This is a genomic window from uncultured Sulfitobacter sp. (assembly GCF_964021855.1).
GTDB lineage: Bacteria > Pseudomonadota > Alphaproteobacteria > Rhodobacterales > Rhodobacteraceae > Sulfitobacter.
Genome location: NZ_CAXHZD010000005.1, coordinates 13,179 through 33,202, shown reverse-complemented (window position 1 = coordinate 33,202; position 20,024 = coordinate 13,179). Strand labels below are relative to the sequence as shown.

At 59.0% G+C, this 20,024-nt stretch carries 23 protein-coding genes; 18 read left to right on the top strand and 5 right to left on the bottom strand.

The features are described from left to right. Nucleotides 1-11 precede the first annotated feature (11 nt). From AADJ11_RS16170 to AADJ11_RS16160, 3 genes are all read right to left on the bottom strand, one after another. Nucleotides 12-893 (bottom strand): DMT family transporter, encoded by an 882-nt coding sequence (locus AADJ11_RS16170; protein WP_341235558.1) that lies wholly within the window; start codon nucleotides 891-893, stop codon nucleotides 12-14. Next, nucleotides 890-2,527 (bottom strand): hypothetical protein, encoded by a 1,638-nt coding sequence (locus AADJ11_RS16165; RefSeq protein WP_341235557.1) that lies wholly within the window; start codon nucleotides 2,525-2,527, stop codon nucleotides 890-892. The genes AADJ11_RS16170 and AADJ11_RS16165 overlap by 4 nt, the downstream gene beginning before the upstream one ends. Before the next feature lie 393 nt (nucleotides 2,528-2,920). After that, on the bottom strand, nucleotides 2,921-3,175 hold the full coding sequence (locus tag AADJ11_RS16160) for a hypothetical protein (RefSeq protein WP_341235619.1): 255 nt from the start codon (nucleotides 3,173-3,175) through the stop codon (nucleotides 2,921-2,923). A gap of 216 nt (nucleotides 3,176-3,391) precedes the next feature. On the opposite strand from AADJ11_RS16160, the gene AADJ11_RS16155 reads away from it, so the two are divergent. The 16 genes from AADJ11_RS16155 (at nucleotide 3,392) to AADJ11_RS16080 (ending at nucleotide 17,115) form a co-directional block, all read left to right on the top strand. Beyond that, the gene (locus tag AADJ11_RS16155; protein WP_341235618.1) at nucleotides 3,392-3,745 is read left to right on the top strand and encodes a hypothetical protein; all 354 of its coding nucleotides are present in this window, start codon (nucleotides 3,392-3,394) and stop codon (nucleotides 3,743-3,745) included. A gap of 43 nt (nucleotides 3,746-3,788) precedes the next feature. Further along, entirely contained in the window at nucleotides 3,789-4,403 is a 615-nt protein-coding gene (locus AADJ11_RS16150; protein ID WP_341235617.1) for a lytic transglycosylase domain-containing protein, read from the top strand. Nucleotides 4,404-4,453: 50 nt separating this feature from the next. Next, nucleotides 4,454-4,795 (top strand): TrbC/VirB2 family protein, encoded by a 342-nt coding sequence (locus AADJ11_RS16145; RefSeq protein WP_341235616.1) that lies wholly within the window; start codon nucleotides 4,454-4,456, stop codon nucleotides 4,793-4,795. Then, complete coding sequence (locus tag AADJ11_RS16140; protein WP_341235556.1) at nucleotides 4,788-5,066, top strand: VirB3 family type IV secretion system protein; 279 nt, start codon at nucleotides 4,788-4,790, stop codon at nucleotides 5,064-5,066. The genes AADJ11_RS16145 and AADJ11_RS16140 overlap by 8 nt, the downstream gene beginning before the upstream one ends. Next, nucleotides 5,056-7,431, top strand: coding sequence for a type IV secretion system protein B4 (locus AADJ11_RS16135; RefSeq protein ID WP_341235555.1), 2,376 nt, complete (start codon nucleotides 5,056-5,058; stop codon nucleotides 7,429-7,431). Before AADJ11_RS16140 ends, AADJ11_RS16135 begins: the two co-directional genes overlap by 11 nt. Beyond that, nucleotides 7,428-7,595, top strand: coding sequence for a hypothetical protein (locus AADJ11_RS16130; RefSeq protein WP_209227003.1), 168 nt, complete (start codon nucleotides 7,428-7,430; stop codon nucleotides 7,593-7,595). The genes AADJ11_RS16135 and AADJ11_RS16130 overlap by 4 nt, the downstream gene beginning before the upstream one ends. Continuing rightward, entirely contained in the window at nucleotides 7,585-8,739 is a 1,155-nt protein-coding gene (locus AADJ11_RS16125) for a lytic transglycosylase domain-containing protein (RefSeq protein ID WP_341235554.1), read from the top strand. Before AADJ11_RS16130 ends, AADJ11_RS16125 begins: the two co-directional genes overlap by 11 nt. After that, nucleotides 8,739-9,548, top strand: a complete 810-nt coding sequence (locus AADJ11_RS16120; protein WP_341235615.1) for a type IV secretion system protein — start codon at nucleotides 8,739-8,741, stop codon at nucleotides 9,546-9,548. Before AADJ11_RS16125 ends, AADJ11_RS16120 begins: the two co-directional genes overlap by 1 nt. 17 nt (nucleotides 9,549-9,565) lie before the next feature. Continuing rightward, nucleotides 9,566-10,219, top strand: a complete 654-nt coding sequence (locus AADJ11_RS16115; protein WP_341235553.1) for a type IV secretion system protein — start codon at nucleotides 9,566-9,568, stop codon at nucleotides 10,217-10,219. A gap of 1 nt (nucleotide 10,220) precedes the next feature. Beyond that, a complete protein-coding gene (locus AADJ11_RS16110) occupies nucleotides 10,221-10,916 on the top strand; it encodes a TrbG/VirB9 family P-type conjugative transfer protein (RefSeq protein WP_341235552.1) in 696 nt (231 codons plus the stop codon). After that, nucleotides 10,913-12,292: a TrbI/VirB10 family protein gene (locus AADJ11_RS16105; protein ID WP_341235551.1), complete on the top strand. Its 1,380-nt coding sequence runs from the start codon at nucleotides 10,913-10,915 to the stop codon at nucleotides 12,290-12,292. Before AADJ11_RS16110 ends, AADJ11_RS16105 begins: the two co-directional genes overlap by 4 nt. Before the next feature lie 4 nt (nucleotides 12,293-12,296). Next, nucleotides 12,297-13,283: an ATPase, T2SS/T4P/T4SS family gene (locus tag AADJ11_RS16100; RefSeq protein ID WP_341235550.1), complete on the top strand. Its 987-nt coding sequence runs from the start codon at nucleotides 12,297-12,299 to the stop codon at nucleotides 13,281-13,283. Then, nucleotides 13,280-13,474 (top strand): DUF4177 domain-containing protein, encoded by a 195-nt coding sequence (locus tag AADJ11_RS16095; RefSeq protein WP_341235549.1) that lies wholly within the window; start codon nucleotides 13,280-13,282, stop codon nucleotides 13,472-13,474. Before AADJ11_RS16100 ends, AADJ11_RS16095 begins: the two co-directional genes overlap by 4 nt. Further along, nucleotides 13,471-13,884, top strand: coding sequence for a hypothetical protein (locus tag AADJ11_RS16090; protein WP_341235548.1), 414 nt, complete (start codon nucleotides 13,471-13,473; stop codon nucleotides 13,882-13,884). Before AADJ11_RS16095 ends, AADJ11_RS16090 begins: the two co-directional genes overlap by 4 nt. Before the next feature lie 12 nt (nucleotides 13,885-13,896). Further along, nucleotides 13,897-14,973, top strand: coding sequence for a type IV secretion system protein (locus tag AADJ11_RS16085; protein ID WP_341235547.1), 1,077 nt, complete (start codon nucleotides 13,897-13,899; stop codon nucleotides 14,971-14,973). Nucleotides 14,974-15,351: 378 nt separating this feature from the next. After that, complete coding sequence (locus AADJ11_RS16080; RefSeq protein ID WP_341235546.1) at nucleotides 15,352-17,115, top strand: adenylate/guanylate cyclase domain-containing protein; 1,764 nt, start codon at nucleotides 15,352-15,354, stop codon at nucleotides 17,113-17,115. A 266-nt stretch (nucleotides 17,116-17,381) separates the two neighbouring features. Here the strand turns inward: AADJ11_RS16080 and AADJ11_RS16075 are convergent, their stop codons facing one another. Further along, on the bottom strand, nucleotides 17,382-17,843 hold the full coding sequence (locus tag AADJ11_RS16075; protein WP_341235545.1) for a MaoC family dehydratase: 462 nt from the start codon (nucleotides 17,841-17,843) through the stop codon (nucleotides 17,382-17,384). Further along, nucleotides 17,840-19,177 (bottom strand): MATE family efflux transporter, encoded by a 1,338-nt coding sequence (locus AADJ11_RS16070; protein ID WP_341235544.1) that lies wholly within the window; start codon nucleotides 19,175-19,177, stop codon nucleotides 17,840-17,842. Before AADJ11_RS16070 ends, AADJ11_RS16075 begins: the two co-directional genes overlap by 4 nt. Here AADJ11_RS16070 and AADJ11_RS16065 point away from each other — a divergent pair. Together AADJ11_RS16065 and AADJ11_RS16060 are read left to right on the top strand one after the other, a co-directional pair. Then, complete coding sequence (locus AADJ11_RS16065; protein WP_341235543.1) at nucleotides 19,161-19,307, top strand: hypothetical protein; 147 nt, start codon at nucleotides 19,161-19,163, stop codon at nucleotides 19,305-19,307. The genes AADJ11_RS16070 and AADJ11_RS16065 overlap by 17 nt on opposite strands. 135 nt (nucleotides 19,308-19,442) lie before the next feature. After that, nucleotides 19,443-19,886 (top strand): helix-turn-helix domain-containing protein, encoded by a 444-nt coding sequence (locus tag AADJ11_RS16060; RefSeq protein ID WP_341235542.1) that lies wholly within the window; start codon nucleotides 19,443-19,445, stop codon nucleotides 19,884-19,886. Nucleotides 19,887-20,024: the final 138 nt, after the last annotated feature.

Here is a 20,024-nt window from a genome sequence, read left to right as displayed (position 1 = left end):
GTTTGTTCTGGCTAACTCACTTTTTCCGCCCGGATGCCTTTCCTGGCTTCCCTCTCGAACGAATAGATTCCCGTTGAAACGATAAGGCCGATACCAAGCAACGCAATCGCGTCCACTCTTTCGCCAAACACGACGGCCCCAGCAAGCATTGCGAACAAAATGCGGCTGTATCGGAAGGGCGCGACCACGGAGGCTGCTCCGAGACGCATGCCACGAACGATGCAATAGTAGCCGATGGCTCCAAAAACCACGCCGCCAAGGGTCGAGATCAGATAGGTACCAGAAACCGGCACTAATACTTCCTCTGTCGAAAAGTGCCAAAGCAATCCAGTCGGCATCAGGACTGCAAAGCCCTGAAACGATATGAGCGTCGACGGTAGGGCTTCATGGATTCTACGCGTTACCAAATCCCTACCGGCGACCAGAAACATCGACAAGACAGCCCAAAGCGAGTTCGGATCGAACTCCGCGAAACCGGGACGTATTATCAGCATGACTCCAAACAACCCAAGCAGCACCGCAAGCCATCTCCGCCACCCCACTTTCTCACGAAGAAAAATAGCGGCCCCGAGCATAATCACGAGTGGAGCAGCCTGATAGACTGCTGCAACAAGGGTCAGATCGACTCTCGAAAGGGCAAGATAGAACGTGAGCGCGGCACCTGCCTCGCAGAGCATTCGCGCTATCGGAATCTTACCCCATGCGTCTGGATTATCAAACCGCAGTCCCCTCACCCACATGATCGCCGCGAACAGTGAGGCGGTTCCAAGCCCGAACATGCAAAGCAATTGGCCAACTGGCAGATGGACCAACAACAATTTGATGAACATGTCCTCGAACGTGAACGCCGCCATAGAAAGTATGACGAAACCAATGCCTAGCTTGTTGCTCATGAGTTACGCCGCCCTAACATTCGCGCCGCCGGACTGGGATGCATGGTAACGCCCCTCCCAGACCAGCAAATGCCTGCAACGGCGACAAACAGTGACGGGAATAGCAAAAGGGTGAATCCTACATACCGACCGAGCAGAATGAAGTTCACGCATAGGAGGCACAGGAGGCAGAGCTGCTTCAACAGCTTGTTATCAACAAACCGCCTCCTAGTACTGCCATCGTTCTCTATCCAATTCTCGGCTCCAATGTTCTGGTTGTGAAACGCCTGCAATCCAGTCCGCACTTTGGTCGTGCAAACACCAAACAAGGCCAAGTGCATAAGAAGAAGCATTGAACTGGTCAAAGACGAAACTGAGGACAGGTCGAGAAACGCCCAAGATTGGGCACGGTAGCCCAATCCTGCGAGGAAATCGCCTGCCAACCAGCCCAAACTCGTGGCACCGTCCGATTTCAAATAAATGGCATTCAGCCGGATAACCATCGCAGCCAAGATTCCGATGATCGTGCAGCGGAAGACCACCATCTGGAGCTTGTCACCTGCGCCTTTCACTAAACCCAGGTCCAACTCTGCTTCAGGTGATGTGGCCTTCCTGCAGAAGTCGTGGCTGGCGGCGAACAGAAGGAGCAACCCAGTAAAGTAAAACCAGTAGATAAGGCCGGAATAGAAGAACGCAAAAAAGGAAACGCACAACGCCTCCCAAGCCGAGACAACGTCAGGCCGAAGTCGACTGACAAGGATCCAATCTACAAGGCCCGGCGCGCCTTTTTGTGTGAGACCCATTAGATAGACGCCGCCCCACTGTACTACAAAGATCAAAATGAACGCCACAAATGCAGCGACCCAGAATGGCAAGCGCATGCTGGAAAGCAATTCGCCCCAAGTGCTCTGTTGATCGGAGAACTCAGCCACCGCCCAAATCTGCCGCTTCCAGAAAGAGACGAAGTTCGCAATGAACAAGAACACTGCAGGGTAAAGAAAAAGGCACTCGATCGGCCAACTAAGCGACCAGAAAAATCCGACCTGCTTTTCCAATCCTGTTCGGGCGAAATACGTGATGTCGTGGTTCTCCGCGACAAACGACATCAAGCACAAAAGGAAGAAGCCAGCCCAGACAACCATCGCGATGCCCATGCCGTCTGAGCTTGTAAAGACTCTTTCGGAACACTCGGCCAAGTTGCCGCGTTTTGGGTGCGCGCGCCCTTTTCTGTCGGACGATGAACCGGCAACGGTGGTCTTTTGAAAGGTCTCCGGTTTTCCGCCATTCTTGCGGCGCGTTCTGCGCCTCGACGCAAGTCGCTTGTTTGCTGCTCTGAGCTCGGTTCTCCAGGCTGCTATTGCGTCTGGATCGCCGCTGCCAAACACACGTGCCAGGCAAACGATGTTCTCGGAACTGATCCCTTTGTCATTGTCCTGAAACCAATTTTGCACGGTCCGTAGATCCACCTCTCGACCCTTCGGGTCAGTCTGTGCGAGCGCTTCCACGAGCAGGCTGGGCGTCCACTCGGCAGTCTTATCAGCGGACTTTAGCGAAGACAGGCCAGCACCGACGGAGATCGCTTCCTGAAACAGCTCCTTAAAATCAAGGTCGCCGCTCACCGGTCTTGCCACGTGGTTTTCGTCGATGTGCACCATCTTCAGACTTTCGCTTTTCCTTTCGCGAAACAGCTTTCGGGCGACAGGCAACTAGGACATTTTGTTTTCCCATTTTTCAGGAGCTTACGTCGTGTGATTTCACCTTGATCGTCGCTTTCGTGCACTGCATCAGAGCAGCAGCTAATTTCCCTCATAGCGGGAATGTTGAATTTCAGCAAGGCCGATGGACTGGGAGAAATGAATGGGAACCTTTGACAATGTTCCACTTGAAGCTAAAGCCGTTGGCCGACTAGTCTGCACAGCGACCGGAAGAACCGTCGGAGTTGAATACCTTTGGGAAACAGGCCAAACGTCGACTCTTTGGGTCGATGCGCCCTGTGAGAACGCTGTGCTCCAACCGATCGCCCCCAAGACAACAAGCGATGGCTGATCTCAGTCCTGTCGCAAACCTCTCAAGAACGCCCCGTACTCTTGGCTGACCTCCTGAGCCTCCTCGAAGGCTCGCGCTCGTTCCTTGTCCAAACATCGAAAGTGCTGTTGGATGTCCTGGATGTAATCCTCGAAATCCCGCCGGATCAGATCTGCATATTCAACTGCCAAGGCCGGATCGGAAGGCACAAAGGGCCGCTGCGGCGCAAAGCAATCAGCTGCCGAAAGCGCGCCGTTGAAGACTGAACCCAAAAGTATAGCCTGGGGGATCACGTGCAGTGTCTTCAATTTCTTCAACGAACCCTCTACCCTCGTTCTTATCGCATGATTTGCGACCGTGTTGGTGAAGCGAAACCGCCAGCATGTATTAGTAAAGTATATCTTGCGTTGCAATGATATACTATCGTATAGTAGCGCTGTCCATGGTGGGCAGGGCGATCATACGGCTCAAGCTAGGGAAGTGTGACCGCGATCATGAACTGGGAAGTAGAAGCACCAAATGTGGTCACAGAAGCCAGATTCCGCGATCTCGTGGAGAGCGGCTACAGCGCCGAAATCTTGTGCCAGGAAGCCGCGCACAAGAAAGGCCCCAGCTATTATGGGATCTGGATCATGCGGGCCGTCTCTGACGATGGCGTTGAAAAGCTGTTGGTCACGGCCCGCACCCGGACGACTTACAACGACATCAAGATCCGCGAGTTCAAAACCATCACAGGCGTGGTGTCTTTCCTCATCGGGATCGGCTTCTCCCACGCCGATGTCCCGCTCGAAGAAGGCCAGCGGACAACGCACAAGCTGGCTGCAACCGACAAGGGCGGCAGCAAGTAGCTTTATTCTTTTCTGTTTTCTCGCGGGTTCCGCCAATGCACAAATGGTGCTGGTCATGGAGAGCGACGGCTCCCTGACGCCTTCCCAATCCCAAAATAGCTTCGCGCGCAATTACAATGACGGTATCGGTCAGGGGTCAGCAGCCGATGAACTTGCGATCCTCGGTGAGACTGACCTTGGGCCAGACGAAATCCAGATGGCAGCCCTCTCGCGGCCCGCTCCCCTGCCCCGCGCCGATGTTCTTACAGCCATTGAGGCCACCGCGCTTCGCTACGCCGGGCATCCCGGGCTTCGGCGCACGGATCTCTCGGTTCGCGATTGGCTGACTCTCTACCGCGCAAATATCGAGGTCGAGAGCGCCTACCGGCAGGATGCGGTCTCGAGTGCAGGCGCCATCGGTCTGGGGCAGTTGATGCCAGCAACGGCGCGCGATCTCGGTGTTGACCCACGTGATCCGCGTCAAAACCTCGACGGCTCCGCACGCTACCTTGCGATGATGCTGGAGACGTTCGGCGATCCGCGTCTCGCGCTGGCTGCCTACAACGCGGGCCCGGGTGCAGTGCGCGAGCATGGCGACATTCCCCCCTACCGAGAAACCCAGAACCACGTGGCCCGCGTCATGGCTGTCGTGGCCCGATTGGAAGGATCAAATTCATGATGTCCCAACCTTTTTGGAAATCATTCCTCAAAACACTTATCGGCAATGTCATGAGAGCGCGCAGCGCGGCAGTGCATTGGCGATACCGCATTTTCCAAACAAGTTGGATTTCAAACCTCTTTGTCGCCTCGCTGGCGCTATTCCTGTTCATTGCCGAACCTGCCCTTGCGCAAAGCATCGATCTCTCCCCGATCCAAAGCTTGTTGCAGGGCATTGTCGATGCGCTGACCGGACCCCTTGGTGTGGTCATCGCCACACTCGCGGTCCTCGGCGTTTTCTTGAGCTGGTTCTTTAACATCATCGACCTGCGCCAAGCGCTTTGGGTCCTCGTCGGCATCGCCGGTGTCGCGGCCGCCCCCACCATCGTTGCCGCGGTCTTTGCCGGTGGCTGAGCGCGCGCCTCTCTTCCTCGGCCTCGTGCGCCCGCCGAAGCTTCTGGGCCTGCCCATCATGTACGCGATGGTCTGGCTCTTCGGCTCGGTGCTTCTCTTCGTCTGGGTCCAACACATCGCGGTGCTGTGCGTGGCCGCCCTGCTCTACCCCCTGCTTTGGAAGGCCGCCGATTGGGACCCGCGTTTCATCGACGTGATGGTGACCGCATTGCAGGAGACGCCGCCCACGCGGAACCGGAACATCCACGGCGGGGATAGCTATGCGCCCTAATGAAGCTCTGGACGACACGCTCGATCCCCGCACCCTGACGCCAGACTGGTATGCGCGCGAAACCCGCCTTGCGCATATGCTGCCCTACGTCAGCCTGGTCGATGACCGGACCGTGCGGACGCGGGTGAACGAGCTTTTCCAGTGCATCCGCCTCGACGGGGTCAACAGCTACACGACCGATGACGCCTATCTCGACAAGGTGACGGCACTTTTTGCCCGCATCATCGCGCAGCTCGGGCCGGAATTCAGCTATTACGTCCACAAGGTCTCCAAGGCCATCAAACCTGATCTCGACCCCATCCGTGAGGACAGCTTCGCGGGCGAGGTGGACCGGAGCTGGCGCGCGAAACTCGAGACCAGCGGGCTACGCGACAAAACACTGACACTCACCGTCATTCACCGCCCGCCTCCGAAAAGCCTCCTGCCGTTCCTCAGCCGCAGCGCGCCGGACCGACTGAAGGAGGAGACCCGCAAACGCCTGCAGCGCCTCGGTGAGGCCGTGAACGTCTTTCTCTCCGGCCTCACCGAGCTCAAGCCGCGCCTGCTGTCAGCCGGATCGGGAGAGTTGGTGGGATTTTTGGGCGCGCTGAACACGGGCACCGAGCTGCCGCTCTACCCGGCCAACACCTACGGCTTTTTGTCCTTCAACGTCGCCAATACCCGCGTGACGTTTCAGGGGGACCATTTCGAGCTTTCCGAAGGCGTCGTGAGCCATCGCTACGGCAAGAGTTTCACCATCGGGGAATATTCCGAAGGCACCTCCTGCACCATGTTCGACATGCTGAACCTGCCGGTCGACATGATCGTCACGCATTCCTTCACGCCGATCAATTCAAACCTCATGGCGGGCCGCATCAAACGGCAAAAGCGCCAGATGCAGGCCAGCCAGGACGCGGCCCTCTCGCTCCTAGAAGCCCTCGATATCGCCGCCGATGATCTCGAGGCCAAGCGCCAAAGCTTCGGCGAGCACCACATGGTCGTGACGCTCTTCTGCGACACGCTCGAAGAGCTGCAGACGCTCAGCGCCGAGATCGTTAACGCCGCCGCGACCGAAGGCGTGAAGATGATCGGTGAGCGGGTCGCCGCAAAGGCCCATTACCTCAGCCAGCACCCCGGCAACCAGCCAAAGCGCGTCCGCGCCAGCGCCGTCACCAACCGCAACTTCGCGGATTTTGCGGCCTTCCACCGGACACAGCTCGGCAAACCTGCAGCACTTACCCCCTGGGGTCGGGTCGTCACATATTTGCCCACGCCCGAGCAGAGCGCCTACCGGTTTTCCTATCACGAGCAAGGTTCGCCCGACAAAGAACCGACCAGCGGGCATACCCTGATCATGGGACGGCCCGGGTCGGGTAAATCGGTGTTGTCGGCCTTCCTGATGACCCAGGCCCGTCGCGCAGGGGCGCGGATCTTCGTCTTCGATTACCGTCTCGGCATGGAGATGGCGGTCCACGCCAATGGCGGGCGCTACGCGTCCCTGAACGCCGGTCAGCCCACGGGTCTCAACCCGCTCTGGACAGAGACCGATGCGCGCGGCACCGCCTGGCTCTCGGATTGGCTCACAACCCTGCTCTACCGCGCCGACAAGCCCCTGACCCCGGCGCAGACCAACCGCATCCAGGAGGTCGTGCGCCAGAATGCCCAGGCCACCAATCCGGCCCTGCGGAACTGGCGGGATTTCGCGTCGCTTTTTGTGTCCACCGATGATGGCGGCGATCTGCACCAGCGCCTGCTCGAGTGGACCGAAGACGGCCGCTATGGCTGGATCTTCGGGCAGAGCCTTGAGGACACTTTTTCACTCAAAGGCGATGTCGTGGGCTTCGATTTGACCGGTATTCTCGACAGCGAGGCCGACAAGGAACGGATGGCGGTCCTTTCCTATCTCTTCCGCCGGGTCGAGCGCGAGATCGAGGACCGCCGCCCCACCATCATCGTGATCGACGAGGCTTGGAAGGCGCTCGACAACGCATATTTCGCCGAGCGGCTGTCGAACTGGCTGGTGACTGCGCGCAAGCAGAACACGGTTGCCGTGATGATGACGCAATACGCAAGCCAGCTAGAGCGCACCCGGACCGGCAAGACCATCGTCGAAGCCGTTCCGACGCAGATCCTGCTGCCCAATATCCGCGCGCAGCCTGCGGATTACGCCATGCTGAACCTCACGGAGAAGGAGCTCGACGTCCTTCTCAACACGGGCAGCAGCAGCCGCTTGGCGCTGATCCGCGACGATCAGGGCTCGATCGTGGTCGATGCCGATCTCAGTGCCCTTGGACCCAACCTCACCATCCTCGGCGGCATGGAAAAGGGCGAAGCGCTCGTCGGCCCCGATTACCGCGACCGCCCAGACTTCTGGAGGCTTTCATGATCCGTATTCTTATCGCTTTGGCTGCGCTCGGCGCGCTGGCCTCCTGCACCCAGTATCGGGAGCCGCAGGCCAATTGCTTCACGTTCCTTGCGTCCACAGCACCCGTCGCGCCTGATTGTGACTTCACGCCCCTTGGCACCCCGGAGGGCGACGTTGAAGTCTAGCCTGCCTCATATCCTCGCGTTTTGCCTGCTGCCCGGTCTCAGCTTCGCCCAAGGCGTGCCGACCAATGACAGTGGGCTGACCGTGCGTGATATCGTCGAGACCGGCGATCGCGAGGCAGACTTGGCCGTTCAGGCGGACAAGCTTGCCGTGCACGAACTCATCGCCGAGATCGAACGGGAGCAGCTGGAAACCCTGCAACGCATCCTCGATGCCCAGACCAGCTTCGGCGGTCAGGGCCTGCCCGCCATGGTCTCGGGGCTGGAAAGCGGCAGCGGCGATTCCGACCGGTCAGTCGAGGCGGTCTATGGCAATTCCGACATCGACCCCAATCCCGGCGGTGCGCAGATGTTCGGCGACGCCGCCGAGAACATCGAGCAGCTCATCATCCGCGTCGCCCAGGAAACCAGCGGCTTTGCGGGTGTTGGCCGCGCAGGTCTCTCCCCCGTCCAGTGGCGAGCGCTTCTACAGGCGCTGATCTGGCAGGAAAGCCGGTTTACGATCGGTGCACGGTCTCCCGTCGGCGCTTATGGTCTCACCCAGATCATGCCCGGCACGGCCAGCGATCTCGGCATCAACCCGGAATACTATGACAGCCCCTACCTGCAGGTGCATGGCGGCGCGCGCTATCTCGCGACCCAGCTCAACACATTCGATGGCAACATCATCAACGCCCTCGCGGCCTATAACGCCGGACCCGGCCGGGTTTTCGAGTATGGCGGCGTGCCACCCTTCCGCGAGACCCAGCATTACGTGTCGGTCATCCCTGAACGCTACAATCTCTATCTGAGCCGTATCGGCGGGATCGACGCACTTGGCACGATCGATCCGGCGCTTCTCGCCAATGCCAACCTCTCGCTCACGGGTCATGGGGCGGCCTTTTATGGCAGCAACTCACCAGCCGCGATCCGCCAAGCTGCCCTACGCATTTCCGACATCGTCACGCGGATCTCCGAGACCGAGGATGTGCAGGAGAGCGTCGCGCTCAACACCTATGCACGCGCCGAACTCGTGCGTCTCGTGGCTGCCCGCATCCGGCTTCAGGCGGCACGCACCCGCGTCCTCTCTGCCGAAGAGCTGGCCCAGGCCAGCGCCCGCATGGCCGAAGGCGCGTTCATGGATTTTACGATCAGGGAGATTGAATGATGGGACATCTGCTCTTGAGGACAGCTTTGGCCACGACACTTGGGGTTGGTCTGCATCTTGGCGCCCTATCCCCTGCCCTCGCGCAAGGCGTGCCCGTCGTCGATACCCAGAACATCGCGCAAAACATCCAGCAGCTGCGGCAGATGATCGAAGACGAGATCCTGCAAAACGAGCAGCTGACGCAGCTCCGCGAACAGCTTGCCACACTCACGGATCAACTCGCGGAGCTGCAAAGAACCTATGAAGCGCTCACCCGACTTGCCGAGCTTCCCGAAATCATCCGCACCGAGATGGAAGACGAGTTGAACGGTCTGCTCGACCAGGAGTTCGGGGACATCCTCGCCACGATTGAGGCGATCAAGACTGGGGATTTCTCCGGCCTGTCTGGTTCTGGCGCAGGCGAGATCGAAACCCAGATGGACCGGGTGCTGGCCGATCTCGGCTTCGATGAAGACACGCTCTCGGAAATGGCCACCAGCGGCAATCCCGGCGCCAACCGCGTGGCGACGCAGGCCACAACCGGCGCGCTCGTCTCAGCCGCCGCCCAGAACAGCTATGAAGATGCCGGCCAATCGCTCGAGCGGGTAGACCGCCTCGTCGGGCTCATCGACGACATGGAAGAACTCAAGCAAAGCGTCGATCTCAACACGCGCGTGACAGCTGAATTGGCCATCGCCCTCGTGGCGATGTGGCAGCTGGAAGCGATTCAAACGGTGGGCGATGGCACCGGCGGCGTGATCGATGCCGCCACCATCGCCGAGGAGCAGCGCTTCATGGATTTCACCTTGCCAGACCTCCAGGCAGACTGATCGTGGGGGCCTGACGGGTGGCGACTGAACAAGAAATCATCGAGGAAGAACTGGTCTATGGTGCCTTACGCCGCGAACGGCTCTGGCAACGCCTTGGTCTGACAGGTCTTGTCTTCGGCATCATCGGCTGTCTGAGTGCCGCGGCTGTCTCGATCCTCGATGTCGACCCGCCCCCGGTTGTTGTCCCCTATGATCCCGCCACTGGTTTTGCCCTGCCCGAGGCGTCCGTTGGGGCCACATCCGTCACCGCCAACCAGGCGATCATCGAGGCGGAGGTCTTCCGCTATGTGACCGACCGGGAAGTCTATAACCAGCTCGACAACGATCTACGCATCCGCAGCGTTCTGCGCCGCTCGGACGGAGCTGCCGAGAGCGGGCTGCGCCAGATCTGGAACAGCGCAAATGAGACCTATCCGCCGACCGTCTATGGCCCCAATGCCCGGCTCGATGTGGAAATCCTCAGCATCAACCGGATCGGCACCAACCGCGCCACGGTGCGCCTGCGCAAGCGTCTGACCTCCATCAACGGCACCCAAACCGGGCTCTTCACCGCGACCCTTCTCTTCGAGTTCCGCCCCGAGACCCGCCGCTCCATCGACGAGGTCTGGACCAATCCGTTTGGGTTCACCGTGCTCGAATATTCCATCCGCTCCGACAGATTGGAGAATTAGTTTGATCAATAAGTTCTTTGTTGCTGCCATATTTGTTTTGCTGCCTGCCCTTGCCTTTGCCGAAGCGATCCCGCGCGGTGGTCCAAATGACAGCCGCGTGCGGCTGGCAACATATCAAGAAGGTCAGGTCTACCGCCTCAGCGTCTCGCTTACCCATGTCACCACGGTCGAATTCGGCGAGGGTGAAAGCATCCGCTCGATCATTGCGGGCGACACGGAGGGCTTTGAGATCGACGGTGTGCCTGGCGGGCAGGCCTTCGCGATCAAGCCCGTCGCGCGCGGTGTCCATACCAACGTGACCGTCTATACCAACCGTCGCAGCTACTATTTCAACGTCCAGGAGGCCCGCAGCCCGACCTTCTATGTGGTGCAGTTCCGCTATCCTGATGACGCTGCGCGCCCAACCCGGGCCATCGCCGCCCAAGCACCAAACTACAATTACGGTGCCAGCGCGCGGACCGAGTTCACGCCAACGCACATCTGGGATGACGGGACGTTCACGTATTTCGCCTTTCCAAGAAACGCACCTGTGCCAGCGATCTTCCGCTACGCGGGCGGCCGTGAACGCACGGTCAACACGCAAACCGCTGAGGACGGCGTGATCCGAGTCAGCGGCGTAAACCGCCAATGGGTCTTGCGACTTGGTGAAGAGGTGGTCTGCATCGAGGCGATCCCGCCCGCGGAGGCCGCCTCATGAGCGATACTGAGAACACCGAGCTGGAAAAACGCCTCGCCGCCCTTGAGAAAGGCAGTGCCCGCGCCCCCACGGCGGCGCAGCGCCGGTCGCCCCTTCTCGCGCTGATCGTGGTCCTCGTCATCGGCGCGGGTGGAGCCCTGCTTTATCTCCTCTCACAGCCCGACGAAGAGGAAGCCTTGCCGACGGCCACCCCGGACGTCTTCCAAAACGAGGGGGACGGCTTTGGCGCCATCGAGACCTTACCCCCTCCCGAACCCGAGGTTGTGTTCGTCGCACCCGATCCGGTCGAGCCCAACGCGGAGCTTCTGGCGCAGATCACCGCCCTGCAGGCCCAGATCGAGGAATTGCGCAACGCGCCCGAACCGGTGGTCGAAGAAGACACCGCTGCCGCCGAAGCCATCGATGCGCTGACAGCGCAGATAGCCGCCCTACAAGCCGCGTCGGAAACCGCGCAACAGCAGTTTCGCGATGAGCTCACAGCGCGTGATCGGGAATTGGAACAACTCCGCATGGACCTCGAACTCGCGCAGCTCGAAGCCAACCGCCCCCTCCCCGCACCCATCGGACCCACCGAGGACGAGTTGCGCGCGCGGGAAGAGGAACGGCTGCGCCGCGAGGAAGAAGCAAGACGGCTCGCGGAACTTGAACGCCGCGCCGCCGAGGAGCGGGCATTTGAAGAGCGCCGCATCACCTCGCCCACCATCGCCTTTGGCGGCACCTCGGGTGCCAATGAGACGGCACTGACCGAACGGACTTTTGGCGAAGTGACGGATTTTGTGTTGAACGGCGCGCTGCCCACTTCGGTGACGCAAGCCGAGGTCATCGCCAATCCCTCCAACACGATCATCCAGGGCACCATGATCCAGGCTGTCATGGAAACCGCCCTCGACAGCTCCCTGCCCGGCCAGACCCGGGCCGTTGTTTCCGAAGACGTGTTCAGTTTCGACGGTTCTCGGCTCTTGATCCCGCGTGGATCCCGCCTCATCGGGCGCTATCGTTCGGAAGTTGATATCGCGCAGCGCCGGGTCACCATCGCTTGGGACCGGATCATCCTGCCCGACAACCAGACTATCCAGATCAGTTCTTTTGGGGGCGATGAATTGGGTCGCTCCGGCGTCACCGGCTTTGTCGACACGCGCTTCGCCGAGCGCTTCGGCTCGGCCGCGCTGATTTCACTGATCTCCGCCGCGCCTAGTGCAGCCGCTGCAAATGTGCAGGACGAAACCACCGCAGACGTGCTCGAAGACGTGGGCGATGATCTGGCCGATGCCACGGACAGCGTAATTGGCGACTACCTCTCCATCGGACCCGTCATCTATGTCGACCAGGGGGGCCGCGTCACAGTGATGGTCGACCGCGATCTGGAGATATTCTGAACCCATGTCGCTGAGCTATCTCGAAACCTCGCTTGATCGGATCGGCGCCGCCGCCCGCGACGATGTCATCGAGATCTGCATCAATCCCGATGGCAGCTGCTGGGGAGAATTCCAGGGCGATCATTTCATGCGAAAGCTGGACCAGAAGCTGAACGCAACAGAAGTCAAAGACCTCGGCAACCAGATCGCCTCTTCCGCCAACACAACGATGAGCAAGGACCGCCCGATCGTCTCGGTCTCGATCACCTACAAGGGCCGTCCGATCCGCGCGCAGGTCATCACACCACCTGCTGTGCTGTCGGCCATGTCGATCAGCCTGCGGTTCTTCTCAAGCCTGCCGCTCGATGGGATTGCGCTCGATTTCCTCTATGGCAAGGAACGCAAGCTTGAAGAACTCCGTCTCGAAAAGACGCGGGAGCTGCGCGAGGTGGTGGCCGCACGCGCCATCGATGATGCACTGGCCTTCTGCGTCGACAACAAGCTCAACATGATTGTCTCCGGCGGTACCTCCACCGGCAAGACCGTCGCCGCGCGGAAGATCCTCGCCCACGTGCCTGCCGAGGAACGCATCGTCACCATCGAAGAAGCCGCCGAGCTTCTGCCGACCCAGCCGAATGCCGTGACCCTCATCGCCAATCGCGATGCGGAGTTCCAGACAGCCGATGTGCTTCTGACCGCGACACTGCGCATGCGACCCGACCGGATCATCCTCGGCGAGGTGCGCGGCAAAGAGGCCATGACCTTCCTCGAGGCAATCAATACCGGCCATGGCGGGTCCATGACCACGCTACACGCAGAAACGCCTCAACTTGCCGTGCAGAGGCTCGCCATCGCGGCGCTCAAGACCGAGATCCCGATGACCTACACCGACATGATCCAGTACATCGAGAATTCCATCGATGTGATCATCCAGGCCGGTCGCCACGACGGCAAACGCGGCATCACCGAATTCTATCTTCCCGGCGCTAATGAGACTGGAGCTTCCCAATGAAGACCTTTGAATACGATATCCTCAGCTTTCCCATGACCCGAAAGACCAGTCTTTCCGATATGCAGAACACCCTGAATGCGAAAGGCGCAGATGGCTGGGAGGTCGTGTCGATCAGCTCTTCGGAATTCGCGAATGTTGGGCACACGGTCTTCCTGAAGCGTGAGACCACACCCGCCGGAGCGACAGCATGAGGCAGGCGGGCTGTACCCTCGTAGTGACTGCGCTGGTTCTGGGCCTGACGTCGGCACCCGGCTTCGCTGAGCGCAATCTCGTGCCGACCCTCGAGCGCAGTTTCGACGTCTGTCCAGACCGGCCCGCTGAACCCGTGTGGATTCAGGAGATCCCCCTGCGCCAAGCCTATCAGCGCGTGCTGGTCCAGGACATCTACCGCGCCCAGAATCTCGAGCGCATCGTTGAGATCGGCAACTGCGACTGCGCGACCCGGTTCCCATCGTGGGATGCGGCAGAGGCGGTGTTTCGTGAGCTCTACGCCAGTGATGAACGCTGGGAAATGCTGGAAGCTTCGGACGCCTACAATCGGCGCGCTAACGCTGCCCGCCCTGCCGCCAAGGCCATCTGCGAAGCCGCGGGCAATTGGTAAGGCGGGGCCCCGATGAGCGTCGTCACCTACTTCGTTGAAACCTCCCAGGGCTATCTCGACACTGCGGCGGAAACTCAATTCGGGTCCGTCACCGCGACAGTCGGCACGCTTCTGGTGCTGGGAACAACGCTCGTGGTGATCCTCGTCTTCCTGAACATGATCTACCAGTACAAGGCGATGGACGGACGCACGGCATTCTGGCTCGCAGTCAAGATCGGTCTGATCGGGATATTCGCGACCAACTGGGTCCAGTTCAACGCGCTCTCCTCCGCCATCCTTGCCGGCATCGACAGCATTGCGGGTGCGCTTGTCGCCTCGGTCGGTGGCGGTACCCCAGGTCCCTCCGGTACTTTCGCCGAAGAGTTTGACAGACTGATCGCGGAGTTGGGGGACTACTTGAACGCCGCTGGTTCCGAGTTGAACTGGATGGCCGGCGCCATGCTCGATATTGTCGGGGTCCTATTACTCTCGATACTTGGCGGGCTCGCCGCCTTCATCCTCGTGGCCTCGCGCCTGATGATCGCGCTTTTGATCGGGATCGCACCGGTTATGATATTCCTGACCCTCTTCGAAGTGACCAAGGATTATTTCGCGCGCTGGCTGTCTGCGCTGGTTTCCTTTGCGCTCTATCCCATCGTCGTCGCAGGTGTGTTCGCAACGATCACCGGTGTTTCTTCCGCGCTCATTGGCGAACTTGGTGACCCGGAAGGCGCGTCAAATATCGGCGCGCTCATCCCCTTCTTCATGATGGTGCTCATGGCCAAGGGCTTCATCATTGCAACGCCCTTCATCGTCCGCGCGATCTCAGGCAACATCATGATGCCTGCCCTCTCCGGCGGCCTCGGCGGCGGATACAGTTTCACCCGCGCCGCAATGGGCAGCCAGCAGGCCTACAATCGCTACTTGATCGGCGGGGCAAGTGGCGCGGAGTATGCAGCTCTGAGGGCACGGCAGTTCTTTGGCGTGCAGCAGATGCCCGTGAGGCAAGGCATGGGGCAGACGGGTTCCCCAGGCGGCACAGGATCCGCAGACTCGGGATCAAAAATGCTGGCGCAGCTTGCGAGACTGGGACGGCTTGGGCGACGGTGACGGCCCATTGCCGACATTGGCCTACCGTCTGTAATGCCGCAGTGCAGCCCGTTGAACCTGCCGTTCGCTGCACCCGCAAAATCTCTGGTACGGTGAACTCACAGACTGCGGACTTAGCGACATTTTGCTGCGGCCGCGCCAGTGGCTGCTTCAAGCAAAGTTCCAAAGCATATTGGTCCTTGGGCACCCGTAGCCGACAATCATTTATCAGCCTATTGAAAATGGCATTTGGTCAAAGGTAAGTGGTTCCTAAGCGGTCGCATTGAGCGAGGATGGTTGGATGATTCCTCTGCTACAGCACGAAATGATACCGTTCAGAGCAACGCGGCTCTTCCAATTTCCGAAAATCTAAGGTCTGGTGCTCAGATGGAAAGACGTTTGGTCACTATCGTCGCAGCAGACTTGGTTGGGTACTCTCGGCTAATTTCTGACGATGAAGAAGGAACGCTAGAACGGTTCAAATACGTTCGTGAGACCATAATCGAGCCTGAACTCAAGTCAGCTGGCGCGCGCGTGATTAAGACAATGGGTGATGGTTTGTTGGTGGAGTTTTCTTCGCCCGTCGATGCCGTCAGAACGTCGCTGGCCATTCAAAGCGCCATGGTTGCTCAGGAGGCCGATCAACCCGAAACACGAAAGCTGCAGTTCCGGATCGGTATCAACCTTGGCGATGTGATCATCGATAGGGATGATGTATTGGGCGACGGTGTAAATATCGCCGCACGGCTTGAAAGCCTTGCCCCTCCCGGCGGCATCTGCATTTCACGCACGGTCCATGATCAACTTCGGGGCAAGATGTCACAGCCCATGACCGCAATGGGCCCGCAAAACGTCAAGAACATACCCGAGCCTATCCATGTTTGGCGTGTTGAAATCGAAGGCGTTTCAGCTGCTGAAGCACCCGCCACAAAGAGGACCGAACGGCCCTCAATTGTCATCTTACCGTTCGACAACATGTCCTCCGATCCAGAGCAGGAATTTTTGGCCGATGGCATTGTCGAAGATGTAACGACCGAGCTTTCGAGATTTCGAACGCTTACAGTCATCGCCCGAAATTCTGCGTTTTCATTTAAGGGGACACCAAAAGACGTACGTGAAATCGCGAGAGAACTAGACGTTAAGTATGTCGTCGAAGGGTCCGTTCGGCGTGCAGGTGATCGACTGCGTGTTACAGCTCAGCTTATTGAAGCGGAAACAGGCGGCCATCTATGGGCAGAACGCTGGGACCGAACAATGGCCGATTTGTTCGATGTTCAGGACGAATTGACCAGCGCAATTGTGACCGGCGTCGAACCGGAACTTGGCGCACACGAGCGTACCCTGTCGCGCAAGAAACCAACCGAGAACCTGACCGCGTGGGAGTTGGCGCAAAGAGGGTATTCAAAGTTTTTCGAATACACGCAGGAAAGCAACGACGCGGCACTTGACCTGTACCAAAAGGCGATGCGGATTGATCCGCAATTCGCCTTCGTACATGCGCTGGCGGCTCGGGTGCATTATGCAAGGCTTGCGCTTGGCTGGACCAAGGATTTTGATCAGGACCGCCAAGATGGCTTGAAATTGGCCAATCGGGCAGTCGAACTGGACCCGAAATCGGACTATGGCCACGTCATGCGTGCGGGTCTCTTGTTTCTTTCCGGGCGACATCAGGACGCCAGAGAAGCGCTTCATATATCAGAAAAATTGAACCCCAACTCGATCGTGCTCTATTTGATCCATGGAATAGCTGAGTTTCTGGCGGAAGAACCCAATCCAGATGCTATGGAAGCATTTGCGAACAAGGCATTGCGCCTCAGCCCAAGCGATCCGCAGGCATACACATTCTACAACCTGATCGGGACGGCCCACCTGGTGCGAAATTCCTTCAAGTATAACGAAGCCGCTACAAATGCGTATGAAATGGCGTGTCGATATTCCAACGTTAGCGAAGTCGTCCTTATGAATGCAGTCTATGCCTGTGTTCAAGTTGATAGGCTTGATGACGCGAAGCACTATCTGGAGACCGCATTGAACAAAGCACCGTATTTGACGGCCCCTTTGACCATGAACCGCTGGAGCCATCTTCCTTGGGTTGGAAAGTTACACGATGCGAACGAGGGTGCGCTGGAAAAGATGATCGCACTTGGCCTTCCGGAGGAATAGTCTTGATGGTTTTCGTCTAGATTTGTAGGCCTTCGATGGGTTCGCAATGCCCATTAGAGCCGCGGCAATACTTGCTCGTACTTTGCCTCTGGCTGGCAACCCGAACGGCCCAGACCTGCCTTTCGAGACAGAAGGTTGCGCTGCAGTGCGGTAGCACCGAAGCGGCCATTCGTGGAGCACACCAGAATGGGCTGTTCACGACTGCTGATGTGCTCCATTTGGCCGACTTCTTAGCACTTACGGCCGCGTTACAGGCTCCCCGCAGACTATCGGCTGGTTCGTACCGGCCGCGCCACGACGACCAGATTGCCAACGGAGTCCTGAACGACCTCGTCTTTCTGGTTCAGCGTGTGGCTACGCACCTTGATCATGCCTTGCGTCGGGCGGGATTTTGACGACCGCACCTCCAGAATCTCTGAAACCACATGTAGCGTATCGCCGGGCCTGACGGGTCTGGGCCAGTTCAGGGATTCAAAACCCGCGCCTATGATCCCATTGGCCGGGAGCATCTCGCCACCAACCAGAAGCTTCATGGTCAGCGCCGCCGTTTGCCAGCCGCTTGCCGCCAATCCCCCGAAGAATGTGACTTTGGCCGCCTCCGGATCCAGATGGAAAGGTTGGGGATCGAACTGGGTTGCAAAGCGGATGATCTCATCCTCCGTCACAGCGACCTCCCCTGAGCCGAAAGTCTGTCCCGCTTCGAAGTCCTCAAGATACAGTGCCGTCATGGTTTGTCCTTTCTCCAGCCTCCGCGCCAAATGGCGAGGGCGATGATCAGCCCGTAGGCCAGCATGGCGCAGCCGATGGCGGCAAAAATGCCGTCTACCCCCATGCCTGTGTATGTGGTCAGGATCAGGGCACCAACCAAAGCGACGGCCATCCGGCTTAGACTGCTGATCACGGGCCAGATCATGCGTCCCGCTCCTTGCGACGCGAAATAGAGCGCGAGACCCAACCCGAAAAAGGCATAGAATGGTGCTACAAACCGGAAATAGCTGCGCCCGGCATCAAGCGCTTCGGCATTGGATGGATCAAGGAACATGCCCAGCCACAGGTCCGGAAACACCGCCACCAGCAGGCCGATGCTGCCCACAATCCCCGCTGCAGCCAGCGAGCCGGTCCAGGCGACGCGCAGCGCGCGGTCGGTGCGGCCTGCGCCGATATTTGCCCCGACCATGGCAGTCATCGCAGCACCGATACCAAAGATCACGGGGATCATCAGGAACTCCAGCCGCGCACCCAGCCCGTAGCCTGCCAACGCGCCCTCGCCATAACGCCCCACCAGACCTGTCATCATGATGATGGTGGCTGTTGTTAGGACCGTGTTGATCGACGCCAGCGCGCCCACGCTCAAGATGTCGTTGAACATACCGGGATTGACGCGCCCGAACGCCCCACGAAAGCTGAGCCCCGCCCGGCCCGATATGATATATCCAATGGCAATGAGCGCCCCGAGCGCAAAAGCCAGAACCACGCCAAGCGGCAGTCCGGCTATGCCAAGCGTAGGCAGCGGCCCCCAGCCAAGAGCAAGTCCACCTGACAGAGGAATGGAAATGATCGACACCATCAGCAACAAAAGCGCAGGCATCCGCATATTCCCGGTGCCACGGATCACGCTGAGCGAAGCGTTGCAAAGCCAGACCGCCACACAGCCGGGAAAGAAGATAAGCGCGTAGGTGGTTGCGGCCGCCACGGTCTCGTCTCCGCCGCCGAGCAGTCTGAAGAATTGCGTGCCGAACAGCCCGACCAGTACAGCCATGATAACTGCGAAACCCACAGCGATGATCCAGGCGGCGAGCGTCAGCGCAGCACCCCGACCCACATCTGCCCCTCCGAGTGCCCGCGCGACCGACGCTGAAATCGCCCCGCCGATGGCACCTGCCGACAGCATTTGCGTCAGCATGACCAGCGGAAACACAAGGGCCAACCCTGCAAGTGCTGTGACACCCAAAACGCTGGCGAAATAAGCTTCTGAAATGCTTTGGGCTGCCTGCACGAACATCGCAAGCACGTTGGGTGCCGCCAGTTTCGCAAGGGTTGGTCCAATGGGCGCCTCAAGCATGAGCCTTGTGCGCGACGCCCGCGCGACCGCTGCTGAACTGTCCATCGTCACTGCTGCAGGACTACCCGTTGTCACAGGCTTTTACCCGGTTGGTGCCTGCACCGAAAACCCGATGGTAATATTTGGTTAAGTCACTCATGGTTTGGCCCGCCTATTTAATCCTACTGCCAGAAATGGCCACACCCGCTACTAGTGCGTTCTATTTTGGAACTATCTTTGAGTAAGTTCTCTTTCAGAACCTGTCAATCCTTGCTATGGGTTAACGATGAAATGGAATGATCTTCACAAAGAGGCCTGCCCGGTCGCACGTGGCCTGTCCGTTATTGGCGACCGCTGGACCATGCTGGTGCTGAGAGACTGCTTTCTTGGGATCCGTCGGTTTGAACCGATGCAGGAGCGGCTTGGCATCACGCGACATGTTCTTGCGGACCGGCTGCGCAAACTCGAAGCGGCAGGCGTGTTGCGACGTGAAGCCTATCAGGAACGCCCGCTGCGTCACGAATACCGTTTGACCGACCGGGGTAAGGCGCTCTATCCGGTGCTGGTGACACTGATTGACTGGGCAAATACGCACGTTCCACCGAATGGTGAGGCCTCTGTCAGTCTCCTCTCGCGCAAAACGGGTGATCCTATCGCGCCCGTTCTGATAGACCGGAACACCGGCGAGGAGATTACGCACAGGACAGTAAATGCCTCGGTGTCGGAATAGTCCTTCGACCCGGGCGGACGCGATTTCTCACTCCTGACGTGTTGATATTGATGCAGCCCTGTCATCAGCTGTCAGATAAAGACCATATTAAACCACGCTAATCGTAGGTTCGCTAAATAACGCAAGCGGACACAGAGC